The organism is Paenibacillus agaridevorans (assembly GCF_003112455.1).
GTDB lineage: Bacteria > Bacillota > Bacilli > Paenibacillales > Paenibacillaceae > Pristimantibacillus > Pristimantibacillus agaridevorans.
Genome location: NZ_BDQX01000085.1, coordinates 1 through 20,673, shown reverse-complemented (window position 1 = coordinate 20,673; position 20,673 = coordinate 1). Strand labels below are relative to the sequence as shown.

Sequence of the window (20,673 nt, the reverse complement as noted above, 5' to 3'; positions counted from 1 at the left end):
CATATTCAGGGTGGTTTTAATAAATAACTTATTGGGTAACGAGGAGGATCTACGTGGGAGATTTAAAAGATCGATCAACGTCTTACATTCGTGTATTTACAGTGGAACCGGAAAATCATATTGAATATAAAAGAAGATTTGCAAAGGCGGTTACGCGCAGTGACTTAGGGAACAAAATTCATTTTTCAGCTATGCGGGCAATGGAATTAGACGATGAGGGAGCTATTAAAGACTTCAATCAACAACTAGACCTTTATACGAAGCACTATAAGCTTGGAGAGATTTTGTGGTTGTTTTATAAATTTTTGTATGCTTCAAATTTGAATTCTTTTATTGATGAGGTTAAGGACAGAGGACTTTATATCTTTGATATTTGGGGATATGTGCCGGGCTCGTTCTCAAACCGGTCGTCATGGGGTGAATATGAAGTGCCGGAGCAAGCCGCCGCTTATCTTAGGAAGTCTTTGGGCAGCAAGTTCATGGGCTTCGATAATGGTGAGCAGGATGGGCGATATATTGGTGCTTATACGCCAATGATTTGTCCGGTAGATAGTAACAGGAAGAGTCAGTATTTACACTTTCAGCGTCATTTCGAGCAGCTTGGGAATCATTTTGATAATCAGACATCTGTCGTCTGTTCTTTGACCTTTTGTCATTATTTTGCCAAGGAAGGCAACGCTATTATAATCGGAGCGGAAACAGCGCAGGCGCTCCCGAATGCCAACATATGGTACTCCTATTTAAGAGGGGCAGGAAAGCAATACGGTCTGTTATGGTTCGGCAATGCTTCAATTTGGAATCGCTTTGGCTACAAGGATTATGAAAGAGCAGGTGTGGAGAATGGCTACGAATTTGGACCCGATGCGGGGACTAGCTTAAGCCTGCTGCGCAGACTTATTTACATTGAATACATGTACAATTGCGATATTCTTGGCTTGGAATGGGGCTTTACGATGCCGGATAGCGAGGATGATACCGGAACTAAGCTAACACCAATTGGACAAATTCAAACCGAGGCTGTCCAATTCGTTGCTAATAATGGATATCCTGGCATAATGTACACGCCAGCTGCAGTGTTGATGGACTTCTTTAATGGCTGGACACCGCCAAGACATCTATATACCCATGAATACTACAAGGTGTGGGGGAATCTTCCTTATGAGGAAGGCGATTATCAGACGCATGCTTTGTTTACAATGCTATTTCCTGGCTACGAAAATTCAGGCTTCTATCGTGATGAGAGAGGCTTTCTGACTGCTACACCGTATGGAGATATGACGGATGTTATTTTCTCGGATGCGGATCAGCAAATATTGAACAGCTATCACACGATTATTTTAGCTGGCAAAGTCACTCTGGATGTAGAGCTTTATGATAAGCTCCGTGGATTTGTAGAAGGCGGAGGGCATTTGATTGCGACTGCAGATGTCATTCTATCAGCTCAACTGCCTCAGGAGTACGTGAATCAGGTATTAGACTTTGTCGGAATCAAAAAGCTAGGGGAGCTGCAAGCTTACACTTCGGATGAGACGATCCAATTCAGAAGTAAGGATTTTGAGGAAAAAGCATTTGAAGCATACAGCATCGAACCCAATGATGGAGTGGAAATTGTTGCTCGATTGTCGGATACAGGAACGCCATTCATTGTATGCAATGCCTTGAAGCAGGGCAAGGTTAGCTTTATTGCTTCTCCCTTCGGGCTGAACATGAACAAATTGCAGGAGTGCAAGCTGGAGGAGAGAGAAACCAAATATCTTGTAGGTGAAGATATCGTTACAGAGAAAATTATGACCGCAGCAGACAATGTTGATGGTAAAGATTTGCCTATGTACTATGATTTCCTATCCACAGTCAAGCAATATCTAGGAAGCTGCTTAAATGAAATGAAAATGGTTGAGATAACGAATAGGAGCCTTCAGTGCATAGTGAATACTTGTGAAGACGGCTCCTTTTTAGCGGCGATTGTGAATAATAGCTCCTCTACTCAAATGTTTGATTTTGTTAGCAATAAGTATGGATTTTCGATAGAATCTGAGCTGCCAATTCCAGCCTTGCCGGAGGATTTGATCGGATACTATGCGAAGGAATTCCAACATGAGGAGAACGCTGAAGAAGGTTCGGGAAGCATGGCGATTAAACCAGCAGATATTCGAATATTCCGCTTGAAAGCTAGTGAATGGACGTTTCAAACACAAGAAGTAAGCTTCCCTGCTGATTCTACGAAAGGCAAGTTTCTGGCAATCAGAAACATTAGTTCCTTGAAGACAGAGCTATTGACCAAACCTACGTTCAAGCATCACTTTCAGGGTGTTAAGCTGGATGCTTCTTATTTCATTGAGAAGGATATGGAGTGGCTGCGACAGGAAGCATCGTCTATACGACGATACAAGGTTGAAGTCATTATTGATTTCTCTAGCATGCTTAATCATTATCCGCAGCTGTCGCTTTTGAATAACATTAAAGACCGTTATGAAGAAGGTAGGAAATCAATTGCGTTAACGTTTGAGAAGGCTGCATTATTGGGCTGTAAAAGGGCGATCTTCATTTTGCATCGCAATGCCGAAAATCATATTACTGTAGAAGATGCGGTAGAACAGATGGCAGCCTCGCTGAAGGGGATTTGTGCAGATGCTGCGAAATATGGGATTACTATTTATCTTCAAAATGGCACGAAGGGCCGACTGTTGAAATCTACCGAGGAGACTGTAAGTTTCGTGAAAAAGTTGCAGATTCATAACCTTAAGTTTGCCTTTAATCTGGCACATAGTATTGCAGTAGGCGAACAGCCCGAAGCTGCGCTGGCTAAGTACAAGGATGATATTGGCGGCCTCCTGCTAAGTGTTCCTGGAAGAGATGACTACGGTCAATATTTTGATAAGCATTGTCCGCTTTATCAGTCAGATGAACAACTAGCTGAGCTTATACACACCTACTCTAAATCGTCTATGGCTGAAGGGGTATTGGATTTCGTGTGTCAGGATGCGCTCTATGACAACTGGAACGAAGTGTACTTAGATATAAAAACATTGAAAACAGTAGATTGTTGACAATTAATCGAAAGAGACAGTAAGATAAAGCAAAAAACAGAGGAGAACTAACGATGGATGAACTCCACTTTTTTGCGAAATATGCATGCAATTTGACGGCGGAAAACTTCCCTTCGCTAACAGGGAGACGCAGAACGCATGTGACAACGGATACCGAAGTGCTGCTGCTGGGGGACAGCCACGGATGGGGCCAGGGCTCGCCGGAATATGATGATCATTCGGCCAGCCGCCCTCATATGGCGGCCCCCTATAGTAATGGTTTCTTCAGCAAGCTGCGCCAACATATCATTGGCAAATACGGATGGTATGTAGCAGATTCAGGTCAGGTAGAATCTAGCCATCCGTTGGCAGGATTCGCTCCAGTCAGCGGGGGCGGTAAGGTTGTACGGATGACACGCCCAATCAGTGATAAATACGACGCTGCAGGTATCTATGCGCCTAGAGCCAGCGAGCAGGATGATCGCGAAACCTGGGGTTACCTGGCTACGGATCACAAGTTCAGCGAAGAGTTGATCGCATTGCCAAGTCGTCCGGCGGAGGAATCCGCACTGTATTGGGATATGACCTCGTATGCTACGAAGCTCTATATCGGTGCTGTTGCGAGTAGCAGGGGAGCGAGACTGGAGGTGAGCTTCGAACCTTACGGGGTAAGCAAGGGACTTGCGGCCGGATACGTTTATCCTCCACGCGAAGGTTATCCTCAGGTTACGCGGCTGGTTTCGGGGAGGCATGCTCCCGCTGTTGGCGATGAAGTCGAAGTCTTGCAGGGTCAACGCATTGTAATAGATACATACTTTGCCGGGGGTGAGGCAGAGGTCGTCTATTGCATCGATTTTGGACAGAAACAAAAGGGGCGTCTCCGTTTTGCCCAGGCTGGCGCGAATACGAAAGCGAAATCGTTCGAACCGGAGCACGATCAATTGTCATGTCCTATTGTCGCATTGCGTGGCGTAGTGTTCGACGGCAACAATGTTCGCAATTTTTCGATGGGCGGTCATACGGTCGGTCAATGGCTGGGGGATGGAACGCCAAGCTATAACGATGAGTCTCAGGCGCATTTGGATCAATTGCTTCGATATGTTCCCTTTACACCAACACTGGTCGTGATTCAGGCGCCAATTGTCAACGAGTATCTTCGTCAAACGCCGCTTGCGGTATTTACTAACCATTTGCATGACCTAACAGACAAGTTAAGCCGACATCTAAATATGGATGGAAAAAAGCGAACCGACTTTCTGTTGCTGACGACGCCGGGGGACAAACGGATTATGTTTCAAAATGAACCGTCGGCTCCTATCCGCTATGAGGATTACTACGAATCGGCAAGGGAGTTTGCTCGCGCAAGCGGCGCCGGTTTTATTGATTTCGCGCAATATTTCGAGAGCTGTGTGCATGACGGAATACTGGATTATGAACTATTATTCGACGACCCCATTCATCCGTCACCTTTCGTCAATGAGTTTATCGCAAGGCGGCTCTCGCAAGCCATTGATTTACTTATGTAGCGGGATTTCCTGCGTTTTGTTATATTTTTAATAGGATGAACGGCGAGGCGGTGAAGACATTGAAATATTTCAAAAAATTGCCGATTGGTCAGCAGTTGTCCATTCTCGCCTTTTTTGTGGTTGCTGTTATGATTTTTATTATTTTAAGCAATTTTATTCAGGTCTCCCGAGTCATGAAGGAGAAGAATAGCGAATATGTGACGGAATCCATTTCTCAAATTAACCAGACCATTGCTTCCAATAGCGATGTGGTCAAACGTCTCCTGGAAAAAATCTCTTATAATTCGCCGATTGTACAAAGCTACTTAAACGAAACGGATTCCGTCAGAAAGTTTGTGGAATACACCCAGCTTAAAAGCTACATCGGGGATATGATCGATATGAAAGATGGCATATTGGACATTGCTATGATCGATAATAATGGAACCGTTTTCAATACCAGCGGCGACATTAATGAATTGCTGCCGTTCCGCGAAGAAATTCCGGAGAGGAAATTGTATTATTATTCGTCGCTCCAAACGATTCCTTTTAATAGCAAGATGAGGCATGTTTTTATTGCCGGGACCCGCATTTATTCCATTACCAATTTCGAAAACAAAGAGGTTCCCATCGGCACGCTTTTGCTTGTACTAGACATTAGCGCGATGTTGGGGAAACAAGAACAAGTGATTCGAATGAGCGGCAGCGAAGTGTACATGATCGACCGCAACGGCGTCGTTTTTTATACGAACAACGAAGAGATTTCGGTAGGGAGCATGTATGATGAGGCTCAGCTTCTTGATGGTGATGACAGCGATATTATTCGTACAGGGGAAATTCCAGATCTCGGCGGACGGGTCATTATTAAAGTACCGGCGAGCGCGCTCCTAAGCGAAGTGGCTGAAATACGCAGACAGCAATTGCTGGTGTTCTGCATTTCTTTAGCGGTGCTTGCCTTTCCTTTTTTGTTTGTTATCAATAATATTTTGTATCCGCTCAAGAAGCTGTTGAGATTTATGAAAGAGATCAGATCGGGCACATTGAAGACGTTGAAGAAACGGATTGAGCTCGACGGGTATTACGAGATGATGACCACAACCAATCATTTTAATGCGATGCTGGACGAAATTGACGATTTGACTCACAAACTGCTCGAAAGCAATGTGAGATTGTATGAAGCGGAACTTGTTAAGAAAAAATCCGAATTGGCTTTTTTGCAGAGTCAGATCAACCCGCATTTTCTTTATAACACATTAGAATCGATTAAAGGCATTGCCGCCGATGAAGGTTCCGATAAAATATTTCGAATCTCCAAGGCGCTGGCGCTGGTGTTCCGCTACAGCATTAAGGGTGCAGACAGGATACCCCTTCGCGAAGAGATTCAAATGATACAAAATTATATGTATATTCAGCAGATTCGTTTTGGCGACCGGATCGAGATGGAATACGAGATCGATCAAACACTTCTTGACTACAAAGTCCCGCGTATGATTTTGCAGCCGATTGTGGAAAATGCCGTTTTTCATGGTATGGAGCCAAAGGTAGGCGGTTGTAAATTGCGATTCGAAGCTTACGTTCGCGAAAATGTGCTCTACCTGGCGGTTAAAGACAGCGGCGTGGGCATTAAACGGGATACGCTCGAGCATATTCAGGCACGTCTGATGGCCGAGACAAGACTTAAAGCTTCTGGAGAGATGGAGGATTATATTGAAGGAATAGGTTTGTTTAATGTCCACGACCGTATTCGTTTAAATTATGGCAATCCATATGGTGTACGTGTTGTCAGCATGCTCGGAATCGGCACGGAGGTTAGCATTCTGATGCCTTACGGGGGGGAGCTATATGCATAAAGTGTTGCTGGTGGACGATGAGGAATTTGTAGTTAAAAGCTTAAAGGCTAGCGTGGATTGGCAGGCCTGCGGGTTTGAGATTGTAGGCGAAGCATACAATGGGGATGATGCGGTTCGGGCAGTGCAGCAGCTAAAGCCGGATTTGGTTTTTACGGATATTCGCATGCCCGGCATGAACGGACTTGAGTTCATTAAGAAAGCTAAAGCAGTTGACGCCTCAACGCTGTTTATTATCGTCAGCGGCTACGCCGAGTTTGCTTTTGCGCAAAAGGCGCTTAATGTTGGCGCGATTGGTTATTGTCTCAAGCCGTTCGATGAACTTGAGATCTCCGGCTTTCTACATAAAGCCGCAGCTATGTTGGATCAAACACGGCCGATTGACGAAGGAGAAATACTGGATTTGCTTGAAGACGCAACAAATCAGGGCGTAGATAAATTGCGCTACAGACTGGAGCAGGCTGGTATCCGCATCGGGCAGCAGGAACGTTATAGAGTGGCTGTATCGGTCGGGCAGGAGCGCCTGGCTCTAAATCCCGGTACGCTGGGTGAGCTAATTTTGCGGATCGGTTATCGCAAATATGCGTACTGCATCGCAGATCATCCTCCCGGCCGAGCCGATGAGTGGTATACGCATGCTCAGATGTCGGGTTCAGCTGTTGGAGACGGAGGGGTTATCGGGGATGTCGCCCGATTGAAGGGAGCGATCGAGAGGGCGGAGCTGGACGCTTATCGTTATTTTACAGTAGGCAATTATGCCGAAAGATTGGAATCGGAAAATACGGAAGCGCCTGACAAGGCACTGACCCGACTAGTAGGAGCGATTGCAAATCAGGATGTGCCCGCGATATTTGCTGCGCTAAACGGGATCGAGAGGCACTTCTCCCAGGGGTTGCTTAATATCAGGCATGCGCTGACGGTATACAACGATACTATCGTATTCCTGAACAGGATTGGAGAATCCGAAGAGTCCTTGTTGCTGTCGTATGACAAGTTGACCGTCTTGTTTTCGGATGCGGGGCACATGGTGAGGCAGTTAAAGCAGGCATTGTCGGAGAGTTTAAACCGAAGCAAACTAAGCCTTAAACCTGAGGATATCAAGAACAGGACGTTTACGTCCATTCTTCACTTCGTAAACGAAAACTTTTGCCAGGATTTGTCCATTCAGAGCCTTTCCCGATCGTTTAACATCAATGCCAATTATATCAGTCAGATGTTCAAGCGAGAGACCGGGAGGACCTTTACCGAACATTTGACCCAATTAAGGATGGAGTATGCCTGTCAATTATTGAGAACGGCCGATACGTCGATTCAGGAGGTGGCGGAGAAGGCCGGCTATCACGACTATTTCTATTTCAGCAGGCAATTCAAGCGGTATACAGGCATACCTCCGAGCACCTATCGCGCGGAGCATCAATGATTGTTTACAGAACCAAAGTAGTGGAGGACTATTTCTCTCAAACGGGAGAAGGTCCTCTTTTTTTTGTGTCGTGGATTCCATATGGACTGATATTAGTTACGGATGGACAAATGTTAGATGGATAGAGAGGGCGCAGTGTAGGCGGATTAAATTGGTATGAATTATCCAAACAATGGTTAGGGACGTTCATGTAGTGTAATGTCCAATCTGTATACAATTTGATTATGTAATCACCATTCAATAATAAGGTAGCATTTTATGGAAATTTCATTAATGTATCATACGATTTATTAAAAGAAAGGGGGAACTTTATGAACAAGCAGTTTGAAGGAAAAGTCGCCATTGTTACTGGAGGCACTAAAGGAATAGGCGGAGCCTGTACACGATTGTTCGCAGAACGAGGAGCTAAAGTAGTCTTCACAGGAAGGGACGAAAATACAGGTCTAGAGCTCGAAAAAGAGTTGCAAAGGAACGGGTATGAAGTAAAGTTCGCTCAATGTGATGTTTCCAACGAATCAGACATAATCCATATAGTTAACCTAGCAGTCCAAAGGTTCAATCAAATAGATATCTTAGTGAATAATGCGGCCACACATCTTTCAAAACTTATGCACGAGTACACCGAGGAGGATTTCAATACGATAATTAACACGAATCTGCGTAATTATTTTCTCCATTCCAAGTATGCGATTCCACATCTGCTCATAACAAAAGGCGCCATCGTAAATATATCATCCAGTACGGGCAAGGTAGGGCAGTATGCAGGCTCCTTATACTCAGCAACAAAGGGAGCTATCAATGCGTTTACCAAGTCGGTAGCGCTGGACTATGCACGTTCAAATGTTCGTGCTAATGCCATACTTCCTGCCTATGTAGATACTCCATTGTTGAGGGCTTGGATCAATCAACAGGCCGATCCTGTTGCAACAGAACAGTCTTTAAGTAATTGTCATGCCCTGGGTCATATATCGAGTTCGGAAGAAATTGCGGCAGTAGCAGCATTTCTGGCAAGCGATGACGCCTCAACTATCACTGGATCCATCATCGATGCGGATGGAGGAGCAACCTTGGAATATTCTCCAGCCGTGATCAAGTTTAGGGGGTAGATAATCATGAGAATTGATGCGCATCAGCATTATTGGAAGCTGGATCGTGGCGATTATTATTGGCTGAAGCCAGAGCTAAGCAAGCTTTACCGCGATTTTCTCCCAAGTGATCTGACACCTATCCTGCATACGCATAATATTGACAAGACCGTTCTTGTACAAGCTGCTCCTACATTGGCTGAAACTGAATACATGTTAGCACTAGCCGAGCATGATCTAACAATTGCCGGGGTTGTGGGTTGGTTGGATCTGGAATCAAATGTTTTTCCAGCGCTATTCCAACAACTGATGACTCACACAAAGTTTGTCGGAATCCGTCCCATGCTGCATGATCTTCCAGACGATGAGTGGATTCTTAGGCCGAAGGTCATTCAGTCTCTGAAGTTATTGGCGGAATATGATTTTCCAGTTGACTTCCTCATCTATTCGCGGCATCTGCCTCATCTTAATAAATTGATTCAGCAAGTTCCGAATCTAAGAGGAGTTGTGGATCATATCGGAAAACCGAATATTGCAAAGGGGGAGATGGAACCATGGAGAACACAAATAGCTGAATTAGCGAGTGGGACGAATATCTACTGTAAACTGTCTGGAATGGTTACGGAAGCGAATCACATGGAGTGGGATTATAAGCAGTTATCACCATACATACAACACTGCCTTGATGTGTTTGGAACCGACCGCGTCATGTTTGGCAGTGATTGGCCTGTGTGCCTGTTGGCGGCTTCTTACAATGAAGTAGTATCAATTTTGGAAGGCCATCTCTCTTCGAACCTGAATCAAGCAGATCTATCCAAGGTTTGGGGGGATAATGCGATCGATTTTTACAGACTACGAGTTTAACAAGTGAGGAAGATTACTATGGATAAGGAAATCATTGTATCATCAATCGAGTTAATTGAGTTATGTATTAAGAAGCTCATGAGTCATGGTCTGAGCCAAAAGCACGCAGGTATCGTTGCAGATGTTCTGGTCCATGCCAACCTAAGAGGTGTGGATTCACATGGCATCAACAGAATGGGACATTACATCCAAAGACTGAAGGCAGGCGGGCTTAATCCTAACCCGAATATTCAGATGAAGAGTACGGGACCCTGTTCAGCCATAGTTGATGGCGATGATGGATTCGGACATATTATTGCTAAGGAAGCTATGGATCATGCGATAGCAATTGCTGAGCAGAATGGTGTTGGTATGATTAGCATAATTAACAGCAGTCATTGTGGTGCGTTATCTTATTTTGTTAACCAAGCAGTGGAACATAATATGATCGGCATCATGATGGTCAATACGGATAAGTTTGTTGTCCCTTTCGGTGCGGCTGAGCCATACTTTGGAACCAATCCGATTGCCTTCGGTTTTCCGACACACCAGCAAAAACCGATCATATTAGATATGGCGACAAGTCAAGTAGCGGTGGGGAAGATCCTATATGCTAAGCAAGTAGGAAAATCTATTCCTGCTGATTGGGCCGTAGATTCGGAAGGGAATCCAACAGAGGATCCTAATCAGGTTGTGGCTTTGAATCCTATGGGCGGGCCGAAAGGAACCGGACTTGCTCTAGTCATTGATATATTCTCGGGAATACTAACTGGCTCTGGATTCGGACCTCACGTAAGTCAGATGTATGGCAACTATAATACTGCTCGTAAGCTTGGGCACTTCTTAATGGCCATTAATATCTCTTGTTTAACGGATTCTACTATATTCAAATATAAGATTGATCAACTTATCGACGAACTGCATCAATTACAACCAGCGCCTGGTCATCAGTCTGTATATATACCAGGCGAGCCAGAACAAATGAAGGTGATTGAACGAATGAAATACGGGATTCCAGTGCCAGAGTCGACATATACTTTTTTGCAGGAGTAACGACATAATTGTGATAACAAGCTCAAAATATGCCCTAACAACAATTCAGTATACCCAAATTTAGTGGAGAGTGATAAGCATTGAAACTACATTACGCTACACCAGCAAATAAATGGACGGAAGCGCTTCCCTTAGGAAATGGGCGGCTAGGTGCAATGGTGTTCGGAGGGATTGAAACGGAGCGACTTCAATTAAATGAAGACACTTTGTGGTCAGGGGAACCGAAGGACACGACAAATCCGAACGCACAAAAAGTACTACCAGAAATTCGGGAGCTAATTAATCAAGGTAATTTTGTGGAAGCGGATGAACTTTGCAAACAAGCCATGGGACCTTATACACAATCTTATATGCCCATGGGCGATCTGTTTATCCATTTTTATCATGGAGCTTTGGCGAACAATTACGAACGTCAACTGGATTTGGAGACGGCAACATCGGGAGTTCGTTATAGGATTGGAACCGTTACATATACTCGAACTTGTTTTATTTCAAGTCCGGATAATGTAGTCGTCTTACGTATTGAAGCGGATCGTCAGAAAATGATAAGTTTTAAAGCCAATCTTTCAAGCCCGCTTCGCAGCCAGACAACTGTTGAGTTGGAACGTTACATCATTAATGGACAAGCACCTATCCACGTTGATCCCAATTATTACCTCGACAAAGAACAACCTATTCAATATGGGGACGGCGGGATTCGCTTTGACGGTCGGATAGGTGTGAAACTGGATGGTGGCACATATTCCGTTAATCACGACGGCCTACATGTGGAAGGTGCTTCAAGTGTTACGCTAATTTTTAGTGGAGCAACCAGTTTTAATGGTTATGATCGAAATCCATTGACCGAGGGGGTAGAACCAAGCCGCTTAGCGGAGGATTATTTGAACGCTGCTCTTAATCTGAGTTACACAGAGTTGCTCGACAAACATATGTCGGATTACAAACGATTGTTTAACCGAGTTGAATTGGATCTTGATGGATGTGACGATAATGAGAGTATCCCCACAGATAAAAGAATACTGGAATACGGAGCCAAAGATAGAAAGTTAGTGGAGCTACTGTTTCAATTTGGCCGATACTTGCTTATCTCAAGTTCACGTCCTGGAACACAAGCAGCTAATTTGCAGGGAATATGGAATCAAGAGACCCGACCGCCATGGAGCGCAAATTACACGTTAAATATTAACACTCAGATGAATTATTGGCACGCGGAAGTCTGTAACTTGTCGGAATGTCATCAGCCATTGTTGGAGTTTATTCGTAATCTCTCAGGATCAGGTTCAAAAACTGCACTTGTAAATTATGGGGCCAGAGGGTGGGTCGCTCATCACAACAGCGACATATGGTGTCAAACGGCTCCAGTAGGGGATTATGGAGATGGTGATCCAGTATGGGCGAGTTGGTTTATGGCAGGAGCATGGCTCAGTCAGCACATTTGGGAACATTATGCATTTAGTGGCGATGTAACGTATCTTCGGGAAACAGGCTATCCTGTTATGAAAGAAGCGGCTTTGTTTTGTCTCGACTGGTTATGCCAGGAGCCAGATGGTTATCTGGTTACTTCGCCATCAACTTCTCCTGAACATAAATTTGTTACCTTTGATCGTCAATTGGCAGCTGTAAGCAAAGGAACTACGATGGATATTTTGTTGATAGAGGAATTATTTTCAAATTGTATTCAAGCAGCATCCTTGCTTAATGAAGATATGGAGCTGAGGGAAGAGTTTAAAGCAGCTGTTAATAAACTTCGTCCATACACGATTAGCAAAGATGGTCATCTTCAAGAGTGGTTCCTTGATTTTGAAGATGAAGACATTCATCATCGTCACGTATCTCATTTATATGGGGTATATCCAGGGTATTTATTTACTGAAAGGAAAAGACCTGAACTTTATGAGGCAACAAAGAAATCTTTGGAACGTCGAAGTGATACTGGTATGGGTTGGAGTCTGGCCTGGAAAATAAATCTTTGGGCACGATTTGGCGATGGTGATCGCGCGTTAAAGTTAATAGATCGTATACTCAATCTAGTCCGAGAAGAAGATACAGCGGATTATAATAGTATGGGGATCTATCCAAATCTCTTTGACGTAGGTCCACCATTCCAGATAGACGGGAATTTTGGCTTTACCGCAGGTATTGCAGAAATGTTAATGCAGTCCCACACCGATGCTATCTGTTTGATTCCCGCACTGCCAATTGAATGGCCGTCGGGCTCAGTAAAAGGTTTACGCGCGAGGAACGGATTTGAAGTCGGTTTTACGTGGAGACAGAATAAGGTTGAGCGCGTAAACATTTACTCAGCACTAGGCAAAGTGTGCCGTGTAAGGATGGATTGCCAAATGGCCGTTCTAACTGAAGGACAAGCCGTTCAGTTAAAACAGTTGGAGGACGGAATCATCAGCTTTCCTACAACTATAGGAGCAAACTATACAATCGAGACTTCACATTGTGAGTAGATACGCAATCTGCTTGGGAGGTGACAGCAATGAACGAATTCGAACAAAGCGCCGATAATCGGCACGAGCAGCGGGACAAACGCGACAATCCGGATGGTATTCCGACGGAGAAAGAGAGCCTGTTCGACAAGTTCGTCAGCCAGCGTACGGTCAATTCGAACCCGGTTGAGGACAGGCACGTCGAGGATTGATAACGGTCGCGAAACAGATTCACGAAAGCCTTCCCGGTACCGGGGAGGCTTTTGGGCATTGTAGTCGACGGTCAAAGACTATAGACGGTTGCGGTGATGGGACGAACTCTACTCCGGTCATTGTTACCTTACTCCCTCTCCATGACAGGCATGCCAAGCATACGCTCCGCAATACGTTCGATGGAGGATGAAGGCCCTGAAAAGTAAAACAGCTCAGAACGATCGGTTGAATGTCCCGGCTTCCAAATCGGCAAGGCAGGCGCATGATACTCCAGCTCTGCGAAGTTGCCGAACTGCCCGCCATCGTTAAAGACTTGCACGCACGATCCGCGATAGGAGGGCTGACCGGGTGGATAGTCCGGGTAAATCCCTGCGGGATGCACGGCAAACTGACGAATAATCAGCGTGCTTACGTCTTCGCTGAGACACCTGATGTAGCCAAAGCGTCCTGTTGAGGCAATCGCGTCGAACGACAGCTTGAACTTGGCCGCCCCGCCGCATGGAATACGCGCGCCGCTAGGCAAGATCTCAAGCGTTTCCGGCTGACTGTCGGCGAACATGGTGAGCGGCCGCGCGCCGCCAAACGTAGGGATCAGCGCTTCGCCGTCCGAGGGGAGCTGCAGGATGCTCCATAAGTTGCAATAACCGTTGCCTTCCGCCGCAGCATGGCGGTCTTCATTCCCCAACGGTTCCAGTGACAGTTCGGTTGTCGTTTCGCAGCCTGCATAACTGACGGAAGGATCGGCCAGCGAAGCCGTAGAGCCATTATGGAGCAGCGGATTGGGCAACGGGGAGAATCGTTTTTTGATTTGAAATTGGATGGGCATGGCCGAGGTGATATGATGGAGCACGCCATCCATGCCGAGTCGAATTTCTTCTGCGGAAAGCGATTCCAGCGTCCAGTTGCCGGGATCCAGAGAGCCGGGAACCCTGTATTGGCCTTCGGAATCCATGAAGTATTCCAGCTCGGGGCTGATCCAGGTACGATCCCCGCCTACATTCCAATGATCCGGAGAAGCGGCTTTGGCAGGCGTCCAAAACGGCAGGGGGGCATCGGATCGTCCGGGCACTAAGCCCAGAAGTCTCCCGCCTTTAGGCAACACCAGCAGGGAAGAACCGTCTATCCCCTGCAAAGCAGCAAATTCACCGTGGTGGCGGTTCATTAGCGTTTCGAGTTCAGTGGTCAAGCGGCGCATGCTCCTTCCTAGCTCTGATTAAAACACAGCAAGCAATCCTCGTCGCGAATATGGCTTCCCCAAATCTCGGCTACAGCTGCCTCATTATACGAGCGAAGGGCTTTAATCAACTCCTGATGCTCCTTCGGCACCTTATGCAGATCAGGAAAAATGCCTGTGTTTTTAATAAAGTGCAGACGGAGCCGATTTACAATGCTGAGCCAAATCTGCTGCGCATAGGATGTTTTGTCCAGCGCGATGATCCTCTCGTGGAAACGGATGTCCGCTTCGACAAGCGCAAATAAGTTTTGCTCTTCTGCGGCTTGCTTCATGTCGGCGACGATCTGCTCCAGATCGTTGAACAGCTCTTCGTCTAGCTGATTGTTGTGCTGCTTAAGAACAAATAGCTCCAACTGCAGGCGAATCGGGATCAGCAGCCCGACAACTTCATCCACCTGTACATCGGCGACTACCGTCTCCCGGTAAGGTTGACTGACGACAAGTCCAATCGCTTCCAGGTCGCGCAACGCTTCGCGCAGCGGCCCGCGGCTGACCGACATTTGGGCAGAAATGTCCTGTTCTCGGAGCTTGTCGCCGGGCTTGAGATGCCCCCGCAGGATGGCGTCCCGAATATCGGAGAAGATCCGCTGCCGCAAGGACAAGTTTTCCTGACTTTTGAATTGATGTGGCTTCATCTATCTAATTCTCCCTTTAAGTCTATTTCTTAATAGGTATTATACGCGAATTGTGATATTCATTCAACGATCAATTGATGATTGTTGACAATCTACGATATGTGAAAGTATGATGGAGTTATTACCAGCAACGATAAAAGGAGGAGGTCATAGGAAATGAATGTACTTGCCATAGTGGCTCACCCCGATGATGCAGAAATATTATGCGGCGGGACGTTGGCCAAATATGCCGCGCGCGGCGATCAGGTGACAATTGCGGTGTCAACAAACGGAGAAGTAGGGTCTCCCGTATTGCCTAAGGCTGAAATTGCGGAAATTAGGAGGCTGGAGGCGATTGCAGCGGCCGAGGTCATTGGCGCAAAGCTCCTATGGCTCAATTATCCGGACGAGTTTCTGTTCGATACAGCCGAAGTCAGACTGGCTTTTATTGAAGCGATGCGCAGCAGCAAAGCCGACGTCGTGTTAACGCACTGGCCGCAGGATTTGTACAATCCCGACCATACGGTAACCGGGCAGGTGGCAAATGATGTGGCGATTATGACAACCGTACCCAACATCGTTACGGCGAGCGAACCGTTAAAAAAAATTCCCGTTGTCTATTTTGTCGATAGTGTGGCGGGCATCGGCTTTCACCCGGACGAATACGTGGACATTACGGAGAGCATGAGCACAAAAAAAGAAATGCTGGGCAAACATGTCAGTCAGGTAGGCGACTGGCTGCAGGATCAATATGGTTCCAATGCGATCGAGATGATCGAGGTGATGTCGAGATTCCGCGGGATTCAGAGCGGCGTTCGTTATGCAGAAGGGTTCGTCCGGGCCAAGGCGTATCCCCGCAATTATACAGGATCGCTGCTGCCGCATTGACGCGCAAGGGAAACGGAAGCAACGGAGGGATGCGTAATGAGCCGATTTGACGGCCGAACGGTCATAATTACGGGCGGGGCAACGGGCATTGGCCTGGAGACCTCCGAACATTTTGCCGCCGAAGGCGCAGATGTGGTCATGGCAGGACGCAGCGTCAAGAGCGGAACCGAGGCGTTGCTTCGGTTGGAACGTTACAAAGAACGAGTACATTTTATTGCGACCGATGTTTCCGTCGAGGAAGACGTTAAGCGGTTGATCGAGCAGACGATGACGCTAACCGGGCGGGTCGACGTGCTTGTCAACAATGCGGCGATGTTCTATGAAAGCGATTTTATGGACGAAAGCACGGAGCGATGGCGGGCCGTATTCGATACGATTGTAAACGGGGCTTACTGGTGCACCAAGTATGCGGCACGGGCGATGAAGGGAACGGGCGGCGGAGCCGTCGTCAACGTGTCTTCCATCAACGGAGTGCGGGCTCTGATGAAGTCAAGCCACTACAATGCGGCCAAGGGTGCGCTTGATCAATTGACACGCGGCACTGCGCTGGAGCTCTCGCCGCTCGGCATCCGCGTTAACGGCGTAGCGCCTGGCTTTATCGACACGGCGTTGTCGGTCATTGGCGGCGTCAATGAGCTGGAGACGGAGGACTTCAAGCACTACTATGTAGGGCAGCGCAAGATCGCCCTCGCACGGCCCGGTTTGCCGCATGAGGTCGCGCGCGCTATTTTATTTCTCGCGTCGGAGGAAGCCTCTTATATTCAGGGAGCCATATTGCCGGTAGACGGCGGATTATCCATCACCTTCTGATAGGGGATATGAGGAAGAGAGGGCAAAATGTGATGACGGAACCACATCGAACAGATGGCGAGTGGCAGTCCATCAGTCCGGAGATTCGCCGCAAGGTGCTTTCACCCGGAGAGCGAATGATGAGCATGCTGATCGATTTCAAGAAGGGCGGGTATGGCGCCGAGCACGCCCACCCGCATGAGCAGCTTGGCTTCGTTCTTTCAGGCAAAATTCGGATGAAGCTTGGCGGAGAAGAAAAAGTCGTACACGCCGGTGAGCAGATTTACGTGCCTGGCGACGTCCCGCATGACGTGCTTGCGCTCGAAGATTCGCTTGTGCTGGAAACCTTTACGCCGCTGCGGCATGATTTGCTTGAAGCGGCCGGCATTATCATTCATAAGGAAGTGGGGAATCAACCATGAAAATTACGGAAGTAGAAGCGATTTATTTGCGATTGCCTGACCTGGATGCCAGCCAATGCGACGGCACGCAGGATACGTTAGTGATTCGAATACATACCGATGAAGGGATCTCGGGGATCGGAGAAGTGGATTCTTCTCCGCTCGTAGCCAAGGCCGTTGTAGACACGCCGCCCTCTCACTCGATTGCGACCGGTCTCAGAAGCTTGTTGATTGGCGAGAATCCATTCGAGATAGAGCGTTTGTGGGACAAAATGTATCGCGGAACCATCTACTTCGGCAGAAGCGGTCCCGCACTGCACGCCATCAGCGGCGTGGATATGGCCTTGTGGGATATTGTAGGGAAAGCATCGAATCGGCCTGTTTGCGAGATGATGGGCGGCATTTTTAATAAGCGTCTAAAAGCTTATGCCAGCGCTCTGATGCCGGAGACGATCGAAGAAGCGGTAGCGATGGCGGAAGGTTACGTGCAGCAGGGCTACCAATCGATGAAATTTGGCTGGGGGCCCATCGGCCGCAACGCCAGGTTTGACGAAGCGCAAATCAAAGCGATCCGGCAGGCCGTTGGCGATGACATCGATATTATGATCGATGCCGGTCTCGCGTGGGATCTTAAGGGGGCGCTTCGCATGGCCGAGGTATACGAGAAGTACGGCGTCTACTGGCTGGAGGAGCCGGTGCATTCCAATGATCTTAACGGTTATCGTGAACTGGCCGATCGATCCAAAATCATGATTGCTGGCGGCGAGCAGGAAGCAGGAAGATTGGCTTTCCAGCGTCTGCTGGACGAAGGGCATTTGGACATTATTCAGCCAGACCTTGGCAGAGTAGGCGGACTAACCGAAGGCAAACGAATTGCTTATCTTGCTTATGACCGACACAAGAAGGTCGTGCCGCATGCGTTCAAGACGGGCATTCTTGTAGCAGCCAGCACTCATTTTGCAGCAGCTATTCCGAATGGTTTTATGATTGAGCATACGGTGTCATCTTCTCCGCTCGCTCGCGATCTGGTCAGTCGGGAAATCGAGTTTAAGGACGGATACGTTACTGTGCCGGTTGACCGTCCAGGGCTGGGCGTAGAAATGGATGAGGAAGTTCTGAACCGTTATCGGGTGAACTAAAACCTCGGAAGAGGCATTAGTTGATCGGGCAGGAACGTTGCGATTAGAGTTCAAAGGTGGGTTAGCTCATGAAAGCATTAATATATGAAGGACCGCGCGTGATGAATATGAGGGAAGCAGACATCCCTGAGCCGAAGGCGGATGAACTGCTCGTGCGAGTCGCCTATGCCGGCATATGCGGCTCCGAGCTTGGCGGATATCTGGGACATAATTCGCTCCGCAAGCCGCCGCTTATTATGGGGCATGAGTTTACCGGCATCGTGGAGCGCGCGGGAAGCCGTGCCTTGGATTGGCAGCCGGGGGACAGAGTGGTGGTCAATCCGCTCGCGACTTGCGGCGAATGCTCGTATTGCTTGAGCCAGCGGGAGCAGCTGTGCGAGTCGCGGGCGTTGCTCGGGGCACATCGCCCGGGAGCTTTCGCAGAATATATCGCTGTGCCAGCGGGCAATGCGCTTCGTCTGCCGGATTCCATATCTCTCGAGGACGGAGTGCTGACGGAACCGCTTGCGTGCGCGGCGCATATCGGCAGATTGCTGCAGTGGAAGCCGCAAGACCGGCTGCTTATTTATGGGGCGGGCCCCATCGGTCTGTTCGTGCTGGCAGCAGCACGCATGGGCGGACTGCAAGAGATCGTCATCGTGGACATTAACGAAGAGCGGCTCGCGATTGCAAGCGCGATGGGCGGGCAAGGAGCCGTTGCTGCGGAGGGCGAATTCGATGCGGCAGTGGACGCGGTCGGTGCGTCCGTTACCCGTCAGCGCTGTGTCGAAGCGGTTCGGTCAGGCGGCAAAGTCGTATTTACCGGCCTTCACGAAGCAGATAGCTTGCTGCCCATTAATGATATCATCCGACGCGAAATCACGTGCCGGGGCGCGTTTGCTTACGCGCCTCAGGACTTTACTGCAGCGCTCGACTGGCTGGAGCAGGGACGGGTGGACTTGTCGTCATGGATGCGCGTGCTGCCGCTTGAACAAGGGGCGGCGGGTTTTGAGACGCTGCTTGGAAGTCCCGGCGGCATCGCCAAGATTTTGCTGAAGCCCTAGTAGCTGAAGGAACTGCGGGCAAGGCATAGATAGAGGAGGAATTAAGGGATGAAACTGCTGCAATTTTATGAGAAACAAGACGAGAAACGAAAGCCGAGAATCGGCGTATTGGGCGAAGGCAATATCGTTCGTCCACTTCGCACGGACGGCACAATGCGGCCATTTATCGCGCGTCTGTCGGAAGTTGAGCTGTCGGAGCTAGAGCTTGCGACATGGGTGGAAGAAGCCGAAGGATGGCCGCTGGAGGAGGTTGTGTTGTTATCGCCGCTGACTGATCCCGAGAAAATCATCTGTATCGGTCTAAACTATCATGACCATGTCATCGAGTCTGGCATGAAGGTGCCTTCCGTGCCCGTGCTGTTCCCCAAATATTCGAATTGTATCGCCGCGCATGAGCAGAGCATTGCGATTCCCGCAGAGGTCACGCAATGCGATTACGAGGTGGAGCTTGCGGTGGTCATCGGCAAGGAAGCGAAGCGGGTATCGCGAGAGGAAGCGATGGATTATGTGTTCGGTTATACCGTGCTCAACGACGTAAGCGCACGGGATATTCAGCTTAATGAGCCGCAATGGACGCGCGGAAAGACGATCGACGGCTTCGCTCCGATCGGGCCGTGGATCGTGACTGCGGATGAGCTTCCCCATCCCGGCAGCCTAGCCATAAAGCTGAGACTGAACGGGAAATTGATGCAAAATTCCAATACAAAGGAGCTCATTTTCGATATTCCTTATTTGATCTCATTCCTGTCCAATACAATGACATTGAAGCCGGGCGATGTGATCAGCACGGGCACGCCTCCAGGAGTCGGCATGGGACAGAAGCCGCAGGTTTGGCTGAAGCCGGGAGATGTGGTCGAAGCGGAGATTGAAGGGATTGGCGTTTTGCGCAACACGTTTGTTGCGGAAGCTTTGAACTAATCTTTAAATCATATACCCATTGCAATCCACTCTCATGATGTCATTATTAATACACACTCCATACGTTTCACTGCTCGCGAGTATGAAAAATCATACACAATGGCTCCGGAATAGTGGATTTGAGGCACGCGAGTATGAAAAATCATATACAATGGCGCCGGAATAGCGGATTCGAGGCACGCGAGTATGAAAAATCATACACAATGGCGTCGGAATA

At 48.0% G+C, this 20,673-nt stretch carries 17 protein-coding genes; 15 read left to right on the top strand and 2 right to left on the bottom strand.

The window, feature by feature from the left end:
* The first annotated feature begins 53 nt into the window (after positions 1-53).
* The 9 genes from PAT3040_RS09070 (at position 54) to PAT3040_RS36880 (ending at position 13,429) form a co-directional block, all read left to right on the top strand.
* Positions 54-3,047 carry a TIM barrel protein gene (locus PAT3040_RS09070; RefSeq protein ID WP_108992362.1) on the top strand — a complete coding sequence of 998 codons (2,994 nt, stop codon included), beginning with the start codon at positions 54-56 and terminating at the stop codon, positions 3,045-3,047.
* A 53-nt stretch (positions 3,048-3,100) separates the two neighbouring features.
* A complete protein-coding gene (locus PAT3040_RS09065; protein WP_108992361.1) occupies positions 3,101-4,552 on the top strand; it encodes an SGNH/GDSL hydrolase family protein in 1,452 nt (483 codons plus the stop codon).
* A gap of 50 nt (positions 4,553-4,602) precedes the next feature.
* A complete protein-coding gene (locus PAT3040_RS09060; RefSeq protein WP_181376518.1) occupies positions 4,603-6,381 on the top strand; it encodes a sensor histidine kinase in 1,779 nt (592 codons plus the stop codon).
* Positions 6,374-7,798: a response regulator transcription factor gene (locus tag PAT3040_RS09055; RefSeq protein ID WP_108992359.1), complete on the top strand. Its 1,425-nt coding sequence runs from the start codon at positions 6,374-6,376 to the stop codon at positions 7,796-7,798. The genes PAT3040_RS09060 and PAT3040_RS09055 overlap by 8 nt, the downstream gene beginning before the upstream one ends.
* 311 nt (positions 7,799-8,109) lie before the next feature.
* Positions 8,110-8,904 (top strand): SDR family NAD(P)-dependent oxidoreductase, encoded by a 795-nt coding sequence (locus PAT3040_RS09050; protein WP_108992358.1) that lies wholly within the window; start codon positions 8,110-8,112, stop codon positions 8,902-8,904.
* A 6-nt stretch (positions 8,905-8,910) separates the two neighbouring features.
* Entirely contained in the window at positions 8,911-9,747 is an 837-nt protein-coding gene (locus PAT3040_RS09045; protein WP_108992357.1) for an amidohydrolase family protein, read from the top strand.
* An 18-nt stretch (positions 9,748-9,765) separates the two neighbouring features.
* Positions 9,766-10,779, top strand: a complete 1,014-nt coding sequence (allD, locus tag PAT3040_RS09040) for an ureidoglycolate dehydrogenase (RefSeq protein ID WP_108992356.1) — start codon at positions 9,766-9,768, stop codon at positions 10,777-10,779.
* Positions 10,780-10,859: 80 nt separating this feature from the next.
* Positions 10,860-13,238, top strand: coding sequence for a glycoside hydrolase family 95 protein (locus tag PAT3040_RS09035; protein WP_108992355.1), 2,379 nt, complete (start codon positions 10,860-10,862; stop codon positions 13,236-13,238).
* A gap of 29 nt (positions 13,239-13,267) precedes the next feature.
* The gene (locus tag PAT3040_RS36880; protein WP_181376517.1) at positions 13,268-13,429 is read left to right on the top strand and encodes a YczO family protein; all 162 of its coding nucleotides are present in this window, start codon (positions 13,268-13,270) and stop codon (positions 13,427-13,429) included.
* Between the two features lie 128 nt (positions 13,430-13,557).
* On the opposite strand, the gene PAT3040_RS09030 is transcribed toward PAT3040_RS36880, so the two are convergent.
* Entirely contained in the window at positions 13,558-14,616 is a 1,059-nt protein-coding gene (locus tag PAT3040_RS09030; RefSeq protein ID WP_146200389.1) for a DUF6786 family protein, read from the bottom strand.
* A gap of 17 nt (positions 14,617-14,633) precedes the next feature.
* Complete coding sequence (locus PAT3040_RS09025; RefSeq protein WP_087571846.1) at positions 14,634-15,299, bottom strand: GntR family transcriptional regulator; 666 nt, start codon at positions 15,297-15,299, stop codon at positions 14,634-14,636.
* Between the two features lie 156 nt (positions 15,300-15,455).
* On the opposite strand from PAT3040_RS09025, the gene PAT3040_RS09020 reads away from it, so the two are divergent.
* The 6 genes from PAT3040_RS09020 to PAT3040_RS08995 all read left to right on the top strand — a co-directional run bounded on the left by PAT3040_RS09020 (position 15,456) and on the right by PAT3040_RS08995 (position 20,456).
* Positions 15,456-16,166, top strand: coding sequence for a PIG-L deacetylase family protein (locus PAT3040_RS09020; protein ID WP_087571847.1), 711 nt, complete (start codon positions 15,456-15,458; stop codon positions 16,164-16,166).
* A 36-nt stretch (positions 16,167-16,202) separates the two neighbouring features.
* A complete protein-coding gene (locus PAT3040_RS09015; protein WP_087571848.1) occupies positions 16,203-16,976 on the top strand; it encodes an SDR family NAD(P)-dependent oxidoreductase in 774 nt (257 codons plus the stop codon).
* Positions 16,977-17,008: 32 nt separating this feature from the next.
* Entirely contained in the window at positions 17,009-17,377 is a 369-nt protein-coding gene (locus tag PAT3040_RS09010) for a cupin domain-containing protein (RefSeq protein ID WP_108992353.1), read from the top strand.
* A complete protein-coding gene (locus tag PAT3040_RS09005; protein ID WP_087571850.1) occupies positions 17,374-18,495 on the top strand; it encodes a mandelate racemase/muconate lactonizing enzyme family protein in 1,122 nt (373 codons plus the stop codon). Before PAT3040_RS09010 ends, PAT3040_RS09005 begins: the two co-directional genes overlap by 4 nt.
* 68 nt (positions 18,496-18,563) lie before the next feature.
* Positions 18,564-19,538: a zinc-dependent alcohol dehydrogenase gene (locus PAT3040_RS09000; protein ID WP_108992352.1), complete on the top strand. Its 975-nt coding sequence runs from the start codon at positions 18,564-18,566 to the stop codon at positions 19,536-19,538.
* Positions 19,539-19,586: 48 nt separating this feature from the next.
* On the top strand, positions 19,587-20,456 hold the full coding sequence (locus PAT3040_RS08995; RefSeq protein WP_108992351.1) for a fumarylacetoacetate hydrolase family protein: 870 nt from the start codon (positions 19,587-19,589) through the stop codon (positions 20,454-20,456).
* Positions 20,457-20,673 lie beyond the last annotated feature (217 nt).